Below are 16,027 nucleotides of genomic sequence, written 5' to 3'. Positions count from 1 at the left end.
GCCAAATCGATTCTGCGTGAGGAAGGCGGCAAATGAAGGAAGAAAACACTGTTCCGTTGCCGCATCTGCTGCGGCTGGCGCTGTCATACGCCCCGCATCTTTCGCGGGATTTGTTTGCGTCGCTATTTGCCCTCGATACGAAATTTGCCGGGATCATTCGCCAATCGCGTGAGCCCATGTTGGCGCAGATGAGGCTGGCCTGGTGGCGCGAGACTCTGGAAAAACCCGTGCAAAACCAGCCAAGCGGGGACCTGCTTCTTGCGACACTCGCACCCTGGGAAGGGGAAGAGGCCGCACTTTGCGGGCTGGCAGCGGGTTGGGAGCAATTGCTGGCCGAACCCATTCTTGAAGAAAAGGAGATTCAGGCATTCGCAGCCGCGCGGGGGGAATGCTTCGCGGCGCTTGCCCGACTAACCGGGCTGAGCGCTTACGCGGAAACCGCCCGTACCGCAGGTGCGCTTTGGGCTCTCGCCGATCTCGCACAGGGTCTCAGCGACACGCAGGAACGCACAACCGTTCATGCTATCATGAACCGAACGCAGATGCCCCGCCAGAGATTGCCACGCACCCTGCGCCCATTGACCATATTGGCAGGGCTGGCGCGCAGAAGTATTGCAAAGGGTGAGGGGGCGTTACTTGTGAAGCCAACCGATATGATCGTGGCGATCAGGCTGGGGTTGATCGGACGCTGAGCGGGGCGGCCTTCCTCCGGACAGGGGGAATGCGGTGAACAGGATCGTTTTGGGGGCATGTCTGGCGCTAGCCTGCGTCGGTGTGGGATTGTTCTGGTGGCAGGGCAGGGCAGAGGTCGAAAATACGGCACCGCCGCCGCCAAAGGTCCAGGAAGCGCCCCGATCAGAGACCTTGCCCTCAGCTGATGTTGCCGGTTTGCGTGGGCCTGCGCCACCGCGAGCGACGGAGCTGACACGCGAGCAACAGCGGTTCTTTCGCTATGATCGCAATCGCGACTGGCGCATCACCCGCAATGAAATGCTGTCCACACGCGCCGATGCGTTTCGCAAACTGGATAGCGACGGCAACAATCTGCTGACATTCGAAGAATGGGCGGTGGCAACATCGACCCGGTTTCGGGCTGCGGATGCCAATCAGAATGGGGAGCTCAGCGCCGAAGAATTCGCCGCGACGGCTCCGAAGGCCAAAGCCAAACCCGCCTGTACCTGCTGACTTGCGCTAGACGGGCAGCAGAATGGCCCGATCAAGCCAGTTGCCGAAATCGCTTTTCGCACGAGTGGTATAGGCTTCTTTCCTGACCTTCTTTTTTACGTCATGCAGTGGCGGGAACAGCCCGAAATTGACGTTCATCGGCTGATATGTGTCCGCCTCTGCATCGCCGGTGATGTGGGAAAGCAAGGCACCCATGGCCGATGTGCGTGGCGGTCCCTCCCACGATCCGCCCGCCAGTTCGGCCGCTGCCATCAGTCCTGCCAACAGTCCCACGGCGGAACTTTCCACGTAGCCTTCGCAACCTGTTATCTGCCCGGCGAACCTGATGTGCTCCGCCCCCTTCAGCCGCAGTTGCCGATCCAGAACCACCGGCGAATTGATGAAGGTGTTGCGATGCAAGCCACCAAGGCGCGCGAATTCGGCATTTTCCAATCCCGGTATGGTCCGGAACAGGCGAACCTGCTCGGCATGTTTCAGTTTGGTCTGGAAGCCCACCATGTTCCATAGTGTGCCGAGCTTGTTGTCCTGTCGCAGTTGTACGACCGCATAGGGCCAACGCCCCGTGCGCGGATCGTCGAGGCCAACCGGTTTCATCGGGCCGAAGCGCAAGGTGTCGACGCCACGTTCAGCCATGACCTCCACAGGCATGCAGCCATCGAAATAGGGGGTGTTTTCCTCCCACTGTTTGAATGTGGTTTTCTCCCCGTCCATCAGGCCAGCGTGGAAGGCCAGATACTGGTCCTTATCCATGGGGCAATTGATGTAATCCTTGCCGTCGCTTTCCGGACCGCTTTTCTTGTCCCAGCGCGATTGTTTCCAGCAAATCGACATGTCGATGCTGTCGAAATGCACGATCGGTGCTATGGCATCGAAGAATGCCAGGCTGTCGGCCCCAGTCGCCTTGCCAATGCTTTCAGCCAGTGCGGCACTCGTCAGCGGACCTGTGGCCACCAGTGTCGGGCCCGACGCGGGCAGGGCATCCACCCGTTCCCTGGCGACTTCGACATTCGGATGATCCCGCAGCGCGTTCTCCACATGGGCTGAGAACACATCGCGATCGACCGCCAGCGCCGAGCCTGCCGGTACCCTTGCAACTTCACCAGCCCGCATGATCAGCGAATCCAGACGCCGCATTTCGTGATGCAGCAGCCCAACAGCATTCTTTTCATCGTCATCGGAGCGGAAGGAATTGGAACAGACAAGTTCAGCCAGGCCGTCTGTCTGATGTGCGGGGGTCATTTCCCCGCCATTGGCGGGGCTGGCGCCGCGCATTTCCGACAAACGAACGCGAAATCCCCGTTGCGCCAGCTGCCATGCCGCTTCGCTTCCGGCGAGACCGCCGCCAATAATGTGAATATCATGTGCCATGGGAGCCGCCCTACAGCTTGCACCGTATTCCGTTCAAGGCCAAGCATAACGCAGAGGGACAAGTTCATGCCACAACGCGCGCTCGCCGAAAAACGGCCTTATCTGGTTGCCAGCATCGTGGCAGCCATTTCCTATTACGTTTTACGCGATGCCTATATCAGCGGGATCTCCCTTGCCCTGATTAAAGGGGCGGCCATCGCCTTCCTTGCAGCCTATGCCCTGAGCAGACATCGCGGGCGCGATGGGCGGTGGGTTGCCGCTGTGATGAGTGTGGCGGCCCTTGCCGATGTCGTCATCGAATTCGCACCCGCAGGTGGCGGTGTGCTCTATTTCGTAACGCTGCTGCTGGCGGCAGGATTGTTTCTCACGCATCGGAGGGCGGGCACCACCGCGACACAAGGGATCACGGCGGCAGCTCTGCTGCTGCTGACGCCGTTAATCTGCTGGAGCCTGTCGCAGGAACCGAGGATTGCGCTCTACGGGCTGGCGCTGGGGGCAATGGCTGGTTCTGCGTGGATCAGCCGTTTTTCACGGTACCATGTCGGTGTCGGCGCAGTTCTGTTCGTGGCGGCAGCATTCCTGCTGATCGCACAAATGCGCTTTCTGCCGCACGATTCCGCTGCGGGATGGTTCATCTGGCCGCTCTATTACTGCGGCCAGTTTCTGATTTGTACCGGTATCATACAGACATTACGCCGCGACCATCAGGCCTGAGTACGACAATGGAACCGAAGCCAATGGCAGACGGCCCCGGCGGGATTAGCGCCGGGGCCGTCCGTCAATACCGAAGATAGCCGGATCAGGGGGTGACGTTACTCAGCCTCACCCAGGTCATCGTCGCGGTCGGGTGTGTCGGGAATTCCCGTTTCCGGTGAATCGCCGCGCACCATTTCTTCGACAATCGCTTCTTCGGCCGCATTTTCAGGCTCTTCCTGTTCATCAATGCGAACCGCACTGACGACCAGTTCCTTGTTTGCCACATCGAACAGGCGCACGCCCGCGCTGGCACGCCCGATCACCCGCAATGAATCGAGCCCGATGCGGATCAGCTTCGCCTGATCGGTAACCAGCATGAGTTGGTCCGCCTGCGTGGCGCTGAAGCTGGCCACGACAAGGCCATTGCGCTTGATATTGTCGATATTGGTAATCCCCTGACCGCCGCGGCCCGTGCGCCGGTATTCATACGCGGAGCTGAGCTTGCCGTACCCGTTGGCACAAACGGTGAGAATGAACTGTTCGCGTTCCACCAGGTCGTTGAACCGTTCCTCCGCGATGGAAGGCTGGCCTTCCTTCTCCGATTTCCAGGGGGCAAAGCGAAGGTAATCGTCCCGTTCTTCCGGGGTCGTCCCCACACGGTGGAGGATAGAGAGCGAAACGACCTCATCCCCGTCCTTTAACGTCATGCCGCGGACACCCGTGGAGGTGCGGCTGGTAAATTCGCGTACGTCATCGGCAGCAAAACGGATTGCCTTGCCATTCCGGCTGGCCAGCAAGACATCGTCACCGGAATCGAGCAGGGCCACACCGATCAGGCGGTCTTCACTGCCATCTTCGAAGCGCATAGCCAGTTTGCCGTTCGACGGGATGTTGGCGAAGGCATCCATACTGTTGCGGCGCACATTGCCCTTGGCTGTTGCGAAAACAACGCTGAGTGCGCCCCAGCTTTCTTCGTCCTCGGGCAGCGGCAGAACGGTGGCGATCGTTTCGCCCTGATCCAACGCAGGCAGCAAATTGATGATCGGGCGCCCACGGGTGGTCGGGCCGCCTTCCGGCAGCTTCCAGACTTTCAGGCGATAGACCTTGCCAGCGGTCGAGAAGAACAGCACCGGTGTATGCGTGCTGGTGACGAACATCTCGCTGATGACATCCTCGTCCTTGGTCGCCATCCCCGCACGGCCTTTGCCGCCGCGATTTTGCGCCCTGAAGGTCGAAAGCGGTGTCCGCTTGATATAACCATCCAGCGTGACCGTGACGACCATGTCATCGCGTTCGATCAGGTCTTCGTCTTCCAGACCATCCCACGCGGGGGCAATCTCGGATACGCGCGGCGTGGCGTAGAGCGAACGAACTTCTTCCAGTTCCGCACGCATGACCCCGTAAAGCTTCACACGATCGGCGAGTATCGAAAGATACTCTTCAATCGCAACCGACAGTTCCTTGAGCTCGTCACCGATTTCATCGCGGCCAAGGGCCGTCAGGCGGTGCAGGCGCAGGTCGAGAATGGCCTTTACCTGGATTTCGGACAAGCGGTAGCTTTCCGCGCCGCCATCAGCGCCCGGCTCAAACGCCTCGACCAACTGGATATAGGGCGCGATGTCACCCATGGGCCATTCGCGCGCCAGTAGGCGTTCGCGGGCCTGTGCGGGATTGGACGACCCCCGGATGATCGCAACCACTTCATCGAGATTCGAAACGGCGACAACCAGACCAAGCAAGATATGCGCCCGGTCACGAGCCTTGTTCAGTTCAAACTTCGTGCGGCGGGTAATGACCTCTTCACGAAAATCGATGAAGCTTTGCACCATGTCGCGCAACGACAGAACTTCGGGCCTGCCGCCACGGATGGCAAGCATATTGGCCGGGAAGCTGGATTGCGCGGGCGTATGCCGCCACAACTGGTTCAGCACCACATCGGGGGTCGCATCGCGCTTCAGATCGATAACGACACGCACGCCTTCGCGACTGGATTCGTCGCGGATGTCGGAAATGCCCTCGATCCGCTTGTCCTTCGCGGCTTCGGCGATTTTCTCGACGAGACCGGATTTGCCGACCTGATAAGGAATGGACGTCAGAATGATCGAACGACGATCCCCGCGGCCTTCCTCAATCTTGTGGCGCGCCCGCATGATGACCGATCCGCGACCGGTCGTATAGGCTGCCCGCGCACCGGCAGAGCCGAGAATCAGCGGAGCCGTGGGGAAATCCGGCCCGGGAATGATTTCGAACAGTTCTTCGGTCGTGATTGCCGGATTATCGATATAGGCAAAGCAGCCATCGATCACTTCGCCCAGGTTATGCGGCGGTATATTCGTGGCCATGCCAACCGCGATGCCGCCAGCACCGTTCACCAGCAGGTTGGGGAAACGGGCAGGCAGAACCTGCGGTTCGCGGCGCGAACCATCGTAGTTGTCCTGGAAGTCGACGGTATCCTTGTCGAGATCGTCCAGCAGGCTGTTCGCGACGCGGGCGAGGCGCGCTTCGGTGTAGCGCATCGATGCCGGCGGATCGGGGTCCATCGAACCGAAGTTCCCCTGACCATCGATCAGCGGGACGCGCATCGACCAGTTCTGCGTCATGCGCGCCAGCGCATCGTAGATCGCAGAGTCGCCATGCGGGTGATAGTTACCCATCACGTCACCGACGATTTTGGCGCTCTTGCGGTAGGGGCGCCCTGCGACCATCCCGCCTTCCTGGCTGGCGAACAGAATGCGCCGGTGAACCGGCTTCAGCCCGTCACGCACATCGGGAAGAGCACGAGAAACGATCACGCTCATCGCGTAATCGAGATAGCTCGTCTTCATTTCGTCGACGATGTCGATCCGTTCAAAATCCGGCCCAGCGGCCGGAACGGGAGGGGTAAGGGTGTCGATATCGTCGCTCACGGAAAAACGTGTCTCTCGCGCTTATTATTACGGTCCATTCCGCCTAGGCCAATGGGCAGGGAAAGGCCAGTCACACACTCGGCAGGGGGGGTGTTTTCCACATGCGAACGTCTCGGCTGCCGCGCGGTTCGTCGCAGCTGCAATTCATTCAATCGCGGTTCAGTCCGTCAGCGCCATATAGGCGAGGTTGCAAAACCCGGTTTTTGTCGTCATCAGCCGACACAAGCTGGTTTCAGGCCGCATAAATGGCCTAACAAGGAGACGATGCATGTGGGGAAGCTTCCCTAAGAAATCCATGGGTGTCGCGGCCATCGCTATGGCTGCGGGTATCGGTCTGACCGGGTATGCGGCAACAGCCACACCTGCTCATGCGCAAAAGGCGAAAAAGGGCGGCGGGTACAGCAAGGAATTCGTTGCTGCGGCCCAGCCCGTGCAGGAAGACGTCAAGAAGCTGGAAGCGCTGAAGGCCAGCGGTGCCGATCAGGGTGCGCTCAAGGCAGCGGCCGATGCGGCGCTTCCCAAAGCTGAAGCCGCCGTTGCTGCTGCCACCACGGCTGGCGACAAACTGGCCGCCGGGCAATTCCTGTTCGGTATCGGCAATGCTAATGGCGATGACTCGCTGCGCAAGCGCGGCGTCGGCATGATGATTGACAGCGGTGAAGTGCCTGCTGACAAGCTGGCCACTTACCAGTTCTATCTCGGCAATTTCGCTTACGCGACGAAGGATTATCCGACGGCGATCAAGGCGCTCAAGGCTGCTGCCGATGGCGGCGTGCAGGATGATGCGCTTGGCGCGCTTCTCGTGGATTCCTACAGCCAGGCAGGGCAGGCGCGTGAAGGTCTCGCCGCATTCAAGCAGCTTGTCGCGGCACGCAAGGCTGCTGGTCAGGCCATCCCGGATTCGTGGTTCAGCCGCGCCAGCATGGTCGCCTACAATGGCAAGCTCGGCCCGGAAGCCATCGATGTGGCCATGGCCTGGGTGGCGCAAAACCCCAACAAGATGAACTGGCTGAACGCCGCGCAGATGGTGCGCAATTTCAGCGGGCTCGATACGCCGGCAACGCTCGATCTGTTCCGTTTGATGGATCGTTCGGGCGCACTGGAAAACGACCCCAAGTTCGTCCAGTCCGAATATAAGGAATACATCGAATCCGCCGATCCGCGCCGCCTTCCCGGCGAAGTGGTGCGCGTGATCGACAAGGGCTATGCCGCCAATGCACTGAACAAGAGCGATGCATGGGTTGCAGAAGCCCGTCAGAACGCCGCAGGTCGTGTCGCGAGTGACAAGGCCTCGCTCGCGGGCGAAGTCGCTGGCGCCAAGGCTGCCGGTGGAAACCGCGCGCAGGCCCTCGGCGATGCTTTCCTGAGCTACGGCAATGCCGCACAGGCGGAAGAACTGTTCAAGGCGGCACTGACCGGCAGCCCGGACGCGAACGCTGCACTGACCCGTCTGGGTATCGCCCAGTACGATCAGGGTAAATTTGCTGAAGCCAAAGCCAACTTCGAGAAGGTGACCGGCCCGCGTCAGCAGGTCGCACGCCTCTGGCTTGCGCTTATCGGCAACAAGGCCTGATGCGCATCGTTCGGCCCCGAAACCCGGGCTGAACGAAAATGAGAAAAGAAAGGGCGGCGGGGCAACCTGTCGCCCTTTTTCATGAAAGTGCGAAGATCAGCGCAAACGCTTGATCCAGACTTGCCCGCCATCGCGACGTTCAATGGCAAAATTGGGAGTCGCCTCAAGCAGGTCGATTAACCGCGGAAAGCCGTAGCTGCGGGTATCGAAACTGGACCGGTTGCCCGCGCGCTGACCGACTTCGGCCAGTTTGGCGAAACCATTCTCATCACGCTTGCTGGCGTTGTATGCGTCCACCAGTAGGGTCAGAAGGGTTTCATCCACCCGCGGCTTGACCTGCGGCACGCCATTATCTTTCGTTGCGCGTTCAGCCTTCACCAACGCATCGACATCAATGAAGCGGGAACAGGCCTGTTTGAACGCCTCCGGGGTCTGTCCGCTGCCGAAGCCGTAAACCGGATACCCTTCCTGTCTGATCCGCATGGCCAGGGGTGTGAAATCGCTGTCGGAGCTCATGATCCCGAAACCATGAACACGCCCGCGATAGAGCATGTCCATCGCATCGATGGTCATTTTCATATCGGTGGCGTTCTTGCCCTTGGTCAGATCAAACTGTTGTTGCGGTTCAATACCGTAGCGATGGACGATGTCGGCCCAGCCTTTTAGCGATGTCTTGCGCCAGTTGGCATAGGCGCGCCTGATATTCACCTGCCCCAGTTCCGCCAGAACAGTCAGGACCGGGTCAATGCCCGCAGGTGATGCGTTGTCTGCATCGATTAGCAGCGCGATGTTGCGAGAGAGTTCATCAGCCATGCCGTTTCATGGAACGGCATGGCCTCGTGTGCAAGTCAGGTCAGGGCGGTAAATTCGCCGCTTTCTTCATCGAGCAGATGGAGGATTCCATCAGAAATCGCGAAGAACGCGCCGCGCAGGCGCAGTTTGCCTGATGCTTCCTTGTGTTGCACACAGGGAAATGTTCGCAGGTTATCGATGCTGACTTTCACGCCAGCCAGTTCCATTGCCAGTTCCGCCACGCGCCCTTTCGTGCCCAGTTCCCGGGCAATCGGTTCGCGCGCCTTGTCGAGCAAGGAAATCCAGTTGGCGATAAACCCACCTTCGCCCGGCTCCGTCCCATAGAGTTCCTGCGTGAGCGCAGCCTTGCAGCCGCCGCACATGCCATGCCCCAGCACGACGATTTCCTTCACCTTGAGCACCTGAACGGCGAATTCCAGAGCCGCCGATACGCCATGGAAACCCGGCGTTGTTTCAAAGGGAGGAACCATGGCCGCGACATTGCGCACCACGAAGATTTCGCCGGGATCAACGTCGAAAATCTGTGCCGGATCAACGCGGCTGTCGGAACAGGCGATAATCATAATCTGGGGCGCCTGACCTTCGCCGAGTGCGGCCCAGCGTTCCCGCCGGGGGGTCCAGCCATTTTCGCGGAAACGGCGGTAACCTTCGATCAAGGTGGCGAGCGCGAGCGAGGGTTGGATCGTCATGTCGTCCCCATGCTCCGACTCTGCCTCAGTGGCAAGACAACAACGGCGATACTATCATCCGTCACCATTGCGATAAGGCGGTGAGGGGCCTAAATGGACGCCATGAACGACCTTTCTTCAGCGCCGAAGACCCCGGAGCAGCCCGCGCGCGCCCGCAAACCAGACTGGATTCGCGTCAAGGCGCCTGTCAGCAAGGGGTATCAGGAAACGCGCAAGCTGATGCGCGACCTTGGCCTTAACACAGTATGTGAAGAGGCCGCCTGTCCCAATATTGGGGAATGCTGGACCAAAAAGCACGCCACCGTGATGATTCTCGGGGACGTCTGCACGCGGGCCTGCGCGTTCTGCAACGTGAAGACCGGTATGCCGCGCAAGGTCGATCCGCTTGAACCCGAACACGTGGCCACCGCCGCAGCCGAAATGGGGCTGGAACATATTGTCATCACTTCGGTCGATCGGGACGATTTGCCGGATGGCGGGGCGGGGCAGTTCGTGAAAGTGATCGAAGCATTGCGCCGGACCACGCCCACCACCACCATCGAAATCCTTACCCCCGATTTTCGGGGCAAGATGCGCCCTGCGGTGGAAGCGATCATGGCCGCCGGACCCGATGTCTACAATCACAACCTCGAAACCGTTCCCCGGCTTTATCCGACAATCCGCCCCGGTGCGCGATACTACGCCTCCTTGCGTTTGCTGGAGGAAACCAAGGCACATAATCCCCTGATTTTCACCAAGTCGGGCATTATGCTGGGATTAGGCGAACAGCGCCTCGAAGTGCATCAGGTGATGGATGACATGCGCAGCGCGGGTGTCGATTTCATCACTATGGGCCAATATCTCCAACCCACGCCGAAGCATGTCAAAGTTGAGGAATTCGTCACTCCACAGGCATTTTCCGCCTACGGGGCAATCGCCCGCGCCAAGGGATTTCTGCAGGTCGCATCGAGCCCGCTGACACGCTCAAGCTATCACGCAGGCAAGGATTTCGAGGAAATGCGTGCAGCCCGTCAAGCGCAGCTGGAAAAACAACGCTGATGCCCGGTATGCACGAAGTCCGCAGGCTACCCTACAGTGCGGAGCAGATGTACGATCTGGTGGCCGATGTGGGCCGTTATGCCGAATTTTTGCCTTGGGTGATTGCAACCCGTGTGCGTTCGGACGACGAAACGGAAATGGTTGCCGACATGCTGGTCGGTTTCAAGGCGCTGCGGGAAAAGTTCACATCACGCGTGCACAAGGAACGCCCGCACCTGATTCAGGTCCACTATGTCGACGGGCCGCTTAAGGATCTCGACAATAGCTGGCAGTTCAAGCCGTTGGGCGAAAATGAATGCGAAATCGATTTCCGTGTGGATTTCGCATTCAAAAGCAAAATGTTCGAAAAACTGGCCGGGCAATATTTCGAGAAGGCGTTTCACAAGATGGTCGCCGCCTTCGAAACCCGTGCGCAGGATCTTTACGGCAGCAACAACTCCAGCGCGACAAGGGTGGCCTGACGGCGCACTTCAGCCCTGCTTGAACCGTCAAGTTTGCGCATTTCGGCTACTGGTTCGGCGTCGTCGTCACCCCGTCGGGCCACGGCGAACACGACAGTGCCCACCGGCTTGTGGTCGGAACCACCATCGGGGCCGGCAACACCGCTGATTGCCACGGCCACATCCGCATTGCTGTACTTGATCGCCCCGCGGGCCATGGCCCAGACACATGCGACAGAGACCGCGCCAAACGTCTCAATGATATCCTGCGGCACGCCAAGCATCGCCATCTTGGCTTCGTTCGAATAAGTGACGAATCCGCGATCAAGCACAGCCGAACTCCCCGCGATCTCGGTCAGAGCGCTGCAGACCAGACCACCGGTGCAACTTTCCGCCAGTGCGACCTTCCTGCCTGCTTTCGCATTTTCTTCGACAACGCGACGCGCCAATGCATCGATTTCTTCGGGGAGAAGGCTGGTTACAGCCATGATATTCGCAATCCTTCTTGCGGGTTTCAACCGGCCTTGACGAGCGTGGCAATCGCCTGGGCGGCGATGCCTTCACGACGGCCGGTGAAGCCCAGTCCTTCAGTAGTCGTTGCCTTGACACTTACACAACCGATGTCAACGCCCATCAGTTCCGCAAGTCTAGCGCGCATAAGATCCCGGTGTGGACCAATTTTCGGGGCTTCGCAGATGATTGTGACATCCACATTTCCAACGACGTAACCGGCATGGGCGACAACCTCGCAAGCGTGCTGCAAAAACACGCCCGACGACGCCCCGCGCCATTGGGGGTTACTGGGCGGAAAATGCTGTCCGATATCGCCCGCGGCCACCGCGCCCAACATGGCATCGACAAGGGCATGAATTGCCACATCAGCATCACTGTGACCAACAAGCCCTTGGCTATGTTCGATTTTTACCCCACACAGCCACAGGTCCTCACCATCCGCAAGGCGATGGACATCATAACCTGTCCCCATCCGGACAGCAGGGAGCGGGGCCACGAAATCCTCCGAAAATGTCAGCTTGTACATGGCTTCGTCACCCGCAACGAGCGTGACCGGAAGGCCCGCCATCCGGGCGACCTGGGCATCGTCACCGGCATGCGGGGCCCCCTGCCAGTTCCGGTGTGCCGCCAGGATATCCGCATAGGCAAAGGCCTGCGGTGTTTGCACCCGTCGCAGCACTTCGCGATTGGCAGTGCCATCCATGAAGCCGTCCCGATCCACGGCCAGACTGTCAACGACCGGCAAAACGGGAATAGCGCCCGGGGCCTGGTCAAGTGCGGATAACAGGCGTTCGAGTACGGAAGGCACGACGACCGGACGGGCCGCGTCATGAATCAGGACATATGCCGGCGCTTCGTCGGACAGGCTCTCCAACGCCGCACGAACAGATTCCTGCCGTGTCGCCCCGCCGATGACAAAACGAACTTGCTCGAAACCGCACAAAGCATCTTCAGCAAGCGATTCCGATCCTTCAGGAATGGCCACCACGACAGGCGCAGCGCCAGCGGCAACCAACGCCTCCACGCAATGCCTGACCAGCGCTTTGCCGCGCCATTGGGCGAACTGTTTGGGAAGGGGCTGCCCCGCGCGCAATCCCTTGCCTGCCGCAACGACAATAGCTGCAAAGGCAGGAAATGGGTCAGGGGCAGGCGGCAGGGCGTTCATCGCGCCTGCGGGTAGCTTCTTGCAGGTCTCATCGCAATCCACTATGCGCCTGCCTGTTTTTTAGGCACGAGCCCCATTATGAACGCACCTCCTGTTCCACCGGCATTGAAACCGATCGCTGTCGGTCCGGTAACGATTGACTGCCCGGTCATTCTGGCCCCCATGACAGGCGTCACCGATCTGCCGTTTCGCAAACTGGTGCGGCGCTTCGGGTCGGGTCTCAACGTCACGGAAATGATCGCCAGCCCGGCCGCCATTCGCGAAACGCGCCAGTCGCTCCAGAAGGCGGCGTGGGATGCGATCGAGGAACCAGTCTCGATGCAGCTTGTGGGGTGCACGCCTGACGAAATGGGCGAAGCGGCCAAATTGAACGAGGATCGCGGGGCCGCGATCATTGACATTAATATGGGCTGCCCGGTGAAGAAGGTGGTCAATGGCGATGCTGGCAGCGCGCTGATGCGCGATCTTAAGCTCGCCGCCAGTCTCATCGATGCCACGGTCAAAGCCGTGTCGGTGCCCGTTACCGTGAAAATGCGCATGGGTTGGGATCATACGTCGCTGAACGCGCCGGAACTGGCACGCATTGCGGAAGATCTGGGCGCGAAGATGATCACTGTGCACGGCCGCACGCGCAACCAGATGTACAAGGGTTCCGCGGATTGGGCCTTTATCCGCGAGGTCAAGGATGCCGTGTCCATCCCTGTGATTGTGAACGGCGATATCTGCACAATCGACGACGTGGCAACTGCACTTTCGCAAAGCGGGGCCGATGGCGTCATGATCGGGAGGGGGCTTACGGCAAGCCGTGGCTGCTCGGTCAGGTCATGCATTGGCTGCGCACCGGAGAGGCACTGGCCGAACCGGACATCGACGAACAATACAGTGTCATCATAGAGCATTATCAGGGGATGCTTGATCTCTACGGCGAAGACGTCGGCGTGAAGATCGCGCGCAAACACCTGGGATGGTATACCAAGGGGCTGCATGGTTCCGCCGAGTTCCGCAATCACGTCAACTTCATTGACGATGCGCGCGCGGTACTCGAGCAACTCGCACGCTTCTATGATCCCTTGCTGCAGCGGAAGGCTGCGTGACAGAAGCCCCTTCCGGAGAGAGCCAACTGGCCAGCCTTAATCTGGCGGTTATTCTGCTGGACCCGGATGTGAAAATTGCCAGCGCCAATCCCGCGGCTGAGCAATTTCTCGGCCTTGGGATGAGCCGCATCGCGGGCAAGCGGCTGGAGAATCTCGTCCGTTTCAGCGAACTGCGCCTGCACGACTGGCTAGAGCGGGGCGATACCCCGATTTCAGCACATGCAGTGAGCATCAGTATGCGCAACCAGCCCGACATGCGCGTCGATCTCACGCTCTCACCCGTCACGGGTTCTCCGGGCTGGCAGGTGCTCACATTTCAGGAATCCGCAAGCGTTGGCGGACTGGACGATGACGCCGGGCAATCGGTCCGCACCCCGGCCATTCTCGCGCACGAGATCAAAAACCCGCTAGCGGCAATCCGCGGTGCGGCACAATTGCTTGCACGCAAGCTGACCGCTTCCGAATTGTCGCTTACTGGCCTGATCGTCGATGAAGTCGATCGGATCGCCAAACTGATTGATCGCATGCAATCACTGGGGCGAGAGCAGGCTGAACCCGTGGCCGAGTGTAATTTGCATGAGGTGATCAGGCGCGCGCGCGCAGTGGTGGGCGCCGCTTCTGATGATCGCGTGCAACTGGTGGAAGAGTTCGACCCCTCCATTCCTGCGGTGCTCGGCAATGCCGATGGTCTGGTTCAGGTGCTGATAAACCTGATATCGAATGCCAGAGATGCCTGCCAAAGCTCTCAAAAACCACAAGTTATAATCAAGACGAGATTCGTAAGCGGATTTGTTATGAATGCCGTCCGCCTCGGACGTTCCACACGTTTGCCGATACAGGTCCGCGTCAGCGACAATGGGCCTGGCGTGGATGCAGCATTGCGGGATCACATCTTTGAGCCCTTTGTATCGAGCAAGAAGAACGGGCAGGGACTGGGCCTCGCGCTCGTGAAAAAACTCATACGCGACATGGATGGCCGGATCACGCATGAACGTGATCAGGCAGAGGGGTGGACCCATTTCACTATCCATTTACCGATGGCCAAGCCCGCAGGAGGCAAACGCGCCGCATGACTGAACGGATACTTCTGGTCGAAGATGACCTTTCCATCGCGATTGTCATCAAGACCGCTCTGGAGGCAGAAGGCCTTCTGGTCGACCACTGCGAGTCCATCGCCGGCCGTAATCAGTTGCTTGCCACTCATACCTACGCCGCCCTTCTGACTGATGTTGTACTGGACGATGGCGACGGGATTGAAAGCCTTGGCGAAGTTCGCGAAAATTATCCGGAACTTCCGATCATCATCCTGTCTGCGCAGAACACACTTGATACCGCTGTGCGCGCAACGGATACGGGCGCATTTGAATATTTTCCGAAACCTTTCGATCTGGATGAACTTGTTCGGGCCGTGCGCCAGGCAGCAGAGGCGCGCTCGCCTGTCGCTGCGGAACAGGATGCCAATATGGGCGGCTTGCCGCTGGTAGGCAGAAGTCGCGCGATGCAGGGCGTTTACCGCATGATTACGCGTGTCCTGCACAACGACCTGACCGTGCTGATCCTGGGGGAATCCGGCACCGGGAAAGAACTTGTCGCGGAAGCCATTCATCAACTCGGGGCCCGCCGCAACGGACCGTTTGTCGCAGTCAACACCGCGGCCATCCCGGGCGAATTGATTGAGAGCGAACTGTTCGGGCACGAGAAGGGCGCTTTCACCGGCGCTGTCGCGCGCAATATCGGGAAATTTGAACAGGCAAACGGCGGGACACTGTTTCTCGATGAAATCGGTGACATGCCGTTAGAGGCCCAGACGCGGTTGCTGCGCGCCCTGCAATCAGGGCGGATCAGGCGGGTCGGCGGGCAGGATGAAATTGCCATTGACGTTCGCATTATCGCGGCCACCCATCGTGACTTGCGCCCGTTGATTGTCGAAGGGCGTTTTCGCGAAGATCTTTATTATCGCCTGAACGTCGTTCCCATTCAAATGCCGCCATTGCGTGATCGTGCCGACGACATTGGCCCGCTGTCACGTCATTTTCTGGCGCAGGCGATGGAGGATGGCCTGCCCCGGCACACCCTGGATGATGGGGCGATCGATCTGCTTGAACGCCAGTCCTGGCGCGGAAATGTGCGTGAACTGCGCAACTTCATCTATCGCATGGCCTTGCTTGCGCGCGAGGACACCATTGACGCCGGTGTGGTTGAAAGCTTTCTCGACGAAAAGCCCGCTCCTCTGGCGTCCGAAATTGCGGTCGATTTCACAACTGCCCTTAATTTCTGGCTCCGTGAAACGGAACCAGCCAGCGGTACGGTATACCACACTGCGCTGGCCGCTTTTGAAAAACCCCTATTCGAACATGCCCTGCTCGAAACAGGTGGAAACCAGCTCAAAGCTGCGCAGTTACTCGGTATAAACCGCAACACCTTGCGCAAAAGGCTGGGGGAACTGGCGATCGATCCCGATATTTTCGCGCCGCGCCTCTAAATCTGTCTGAAAAGCACCAAATTTTGGCCAAAAGCCCTTGCGTTTTGGCAACAGTGCAGTTGTAA

14 protein-coding genes and 1 pseudogene are annotated in these 16,027 nt (G+C 59.3%); 9 read left to right on the top strand and 6 right to left on the bottom strand.

Annotation, left to right across the window (positions count from 1 at the left end; all coding sequences use genetic code 11):
• The first annotated feature begins 32 nt into the window (after positions 1-32).
• Positions 33-692 (top strand): hypothetical protein, encoded by a 660-nt coding sequence (locus EGO55_RS19725; protein ID WP_021691769.1) that lies wholly within the window; start codon positions 33-35, stop codon positions 690-692.
• 34 nt (positions 693-726) lie between these two features.
• Positions 727-1,185 carry an EF-hand domain-containing protein gene (locus tag EGO55_RS19720; RefSeq protein WP_021691770.1) on the top strand — a complete coding sequence of 153 codons (459 nt, stop codon included), beginning with the start codon at positions 727-729 and terminating at the stop codon, positions 1,183-1,185.
• 6 nt (positions 1,186-1,191) lie between these two features.
• Here the strand turns inward: EGO55_RS19720 and trmFO are convergent, their stop codons facing one another.
• Positions 1,192-2,553, bottom strand: a complete 1,362-nt coding sequence (trmFO, locus tag EGO55_RS19715; protein ID WP_021691771.1) for a methylenetetrahydrofolate--tRNA-(uracil(54)-C(5))-methyltransferase (FADH(2)-oxidizing) TrmFO — start codon at positions 2,551-2,553, stop codon at positions 1,192-1,194.
• Positions 2,554-2,619: 66 nt separating this feature from the next.
• On the opposite strand from trmFO, the gene EGO55_RS19710 reads away from it, so the two are divergent.
• A complete protein-coding gene (locus EGO55_RS19710; RefSeq protein ID WP_021691772.1) occupies positions 2,620-3,267 on the top strand; it encodes a lysoplasmalogenase family protein in 648 nt (215 codons plus the stop codon).
• A 98-nt stretch (positions 3,268-3,365) separates the two neighbouring features.
• Here the strand turns inward: EGO55_RS19710 and gyrA are convergent, their stop codons facing one another.
• Entirely contained in the window at positions 3,366-6,074 is a 2,709-nt protein-coding gene (gene gyrA / locus EGO55_RS19705; RefSeq protein ID WP_210766767.1) for a DNA gyrase subunit A, read from the bottom strand.
• 349 nt (positions 6,075-6,423) lie between these two features.
• On the opposite strand from gyrA, the gene EGO55_RS19700 reads away from it, so the two are divergent.
• Positions 6,424-7,728 (top strand): tetratricopeptide repeat protein, encoded by a 1,305-nt coding sequence (locus tag EGO55_RS19700; RefSeq protein WP_021691774.1) that lies wholly within the window; start codon positions 6,424-6,426, stop codon positions 7,726-7,728.
• 96 nt (positions 7,729-7,824) lie between these two features.
• Here EGO55_RS19700 and EGO55_RS19695 read toward each other — a convergent pair whose 3' ends face one another.
• Positions 7,825-8,541, bottom strand: coding sequence for an NYN domain-containing protein (locus tag EGO55_RS19695; RefSeq protein ID WP_021691775.1), 717 nt, complete (start codon positions 8,539-8,541; stop codon positions 7,825-7,827).
• A 35-nt stretch (positions 8,542-8,576) separates the two neighbouring features.
• Positions 8,577-9,230: a carbonic anhydrase gene (locus EGO55_RS19690; RefSeq protein ID WP_021691776.1), complete on the bottom strand. Its 654-nt coding sequence runs from the start codon at positions 9,228-9,230 to the stop codon at positions 8,577-8,579.
• A gap of 102 nt (positions 9,231-9,332) precedes the next feature.
• Here EGO55_RS19690 and lipA point away from each other — a divergent pair, with 102 nt between their 5' ends.
• Positions 9,333-10,268 carry a lipoyl synthase gene (lipA, locus tag EGO55_RS19685; RefSeq protein WP_040717541.1) on the top strand — a complete coding sequence of 312 codons (936 nt, stop codon included), beginning with the start codon at positions 9,333-9,335 and terminating at the stop codon, positions 10,266-10,268.
• Entirely contained in the window at positions 10,268-10,729 is a 462-nt protein-coding gene (locus EGO55_RS19680; protein ID WP_021691778.1) for a type II toxin-antitoxin system RatA family toxin, read from the top strand. Before lipA ends, EGO55_RS19680 begins: the two co-directional genes overlap by 1 nt.
• Here EGO55_RS19680 and EGO55_RS19675 read toward each other — a convergent pair.
• Positions 10,690-11,196, bottom strand: a complete 507-nt coding sequence (locus EGO55_RS19675) for a CinA family protein (RefSeq protein ID WP_021691779.1) — start codon at positions 11,194-11,196, stop codon at positions 10,690-10,692. The genes EGO55_RS19680 and EGO55_RS19675 overlap by 40 nt on opposite strands.
• A 26-nt stretch (positions 11,197-11,222) precedes the next feature.
• The gene (locus EGO55_RS19670) at positions 11,223-12,386 is read right to left on the bottom strand and encodes a bifunctional 2-C-methyl-D-erythritol 4-phosphate cytidylyltransferase/2-C-methyl-D-erythritol 2,4-cyclodiphosphate synthase (protein WP_052023812.1); all 1,164 of its coding nucleotides are present in this window, start codon (positions 12,384-12,386) and stop codon (positions 11,223-11,225) included.
• Positions 12,387-12,464: 78 nt separating this feature from the next.
• Here EGO55_RS19670 and dusB point away from each other — a divergent pair.
• From dusB to EGO55_RS19655, 3 genes and pseudogenes are all read left to right on the top strand, one after another.
• Positions 12,465-13,480 (top strand): annotated as a pseudogene (gene dusB, locus EGO55_RS19665) (tRNA dihydrouridine synthase DusB).
• Positions 13,477-14,553, top strand: coding sequence for a two-component system sensor histidine kinase NtrB (locus EGO55_RS19660; RefSeq protein WP_021691782.1), 1,077 nt, complete (start codon positions 13,477-13,479; stop codon positions 14,551-14,553). The pseudogene dusB and the gene EGO55_RS19660 overlap by 4 nt, the downstream one beginning before the upstream one ends.
• Entirely contained in the window at positions 14,550-15,962 is a 1,413-nt protein-coding gene (locus tag EGO55_RS19655; protein WP_021691783.1) for a sigma-54-dependent transcriptional regulator, read from the top strand. Before EGO55_RS19660 ends, EGO55_RS19655 begins: the two co-directional genes overlap by 4 nt.
• The last annotated feature ends 65 nt before the right edge of the window (positions 15,963-16,027 follow it).

This window comes from Caenibius tardaugens NBRC 16725, assembly GCF_003860345.1.
GTDB lineage: Bacteria > Pseudomonadota > Alphaproteobacteria > Sphingomonadales > Sphingomonadaceae > Caenibius > Caenibius tardaugens.
This window is presented reverse-complemented; position numbering and strand designations above follow the sequence as displayed.

Coding starts and splice junctions, on each gene's coding strand:
- EGO55_RS19725 (WP_021691769.1), top strand. CDS start 33: ATGAAGGAAGAAAACACTGTTCCGTTGCCGCATCTGCTGCGGCTGGCG.
- trmFO (WP_021691771.1), bottom strand. CDS start 2,553: ATGGCACATGATATTCACATTATTGGCGGCGGTCTCGCCGGAAGCGAA.
- EGO55_RS19710 (WP_021691772.1), top strand. CDS start 2,620: ATGCCACAACGCGCGCTCGCCGAAAAACGGCCTTATCTGGTTGCCAGC.
- gyrA (WP_210766767.1), bottom strand. CDS start 6,074: ATGAAGACGAGCTATCTCGATTACGCGATGAGCGTGATCGTTTCTCGT.
- EGO55_RS19700 (WP_021691774.1), top strand. CDS start 6,424: ATGTGGGGAAGCTTCCCTAAGAAATCCATGGGTGTCGCGGCCATCGCT.
- EGO55_RS19695 (WP_021691775.1), bottom strand. CDS start 8,541: ATGGCTGATGAACTCTCTCGCAACATCGCGCTGCTAATCGATGCAGAC.
- EGO55_RS19690 (WP_021691776.1), bottom strand. CDS start 9,230: ATGACGATCCAACCCTCGCTCGCGCTCGCCACCTTGATCGAAGGTTAC.
- lipA (WP_040717541.1), top strand. CDS start 9,333: ATGAACGACCTTTCTTCAGCGCCGAAGACCCCGGAGCAGCCCGCGCGC.
- EGO55_RS19680 (WP_021691778.1), top strand. CDS start 10,268: ATGCCCGGTATGCACGAAGTCCGCAGGCTACCCTACAGTGCGGAGCAG.
- EGO55_RS19675 (WP_021691779.1), bottom strand. CDS start 11,196: ATGGCTGTAACCAGCCTTCTCCCCGAAGAAATCGATGCATTGGCGCGT.
- EGO55_RS19670 (WP_052023812.1), bottom strand. CDS start 12,386: ATGAACGCCCTGCCGCCTGCCCCTGACCCATTTCCTGCCTTTGCAGCT.
- EGO55_RS19655 (WP_021691783.1), top strand. CDS start 14,550: ATGACTGAACGGATACTTCTGGTCGAAGATGACCTTTCCATCGCGATT.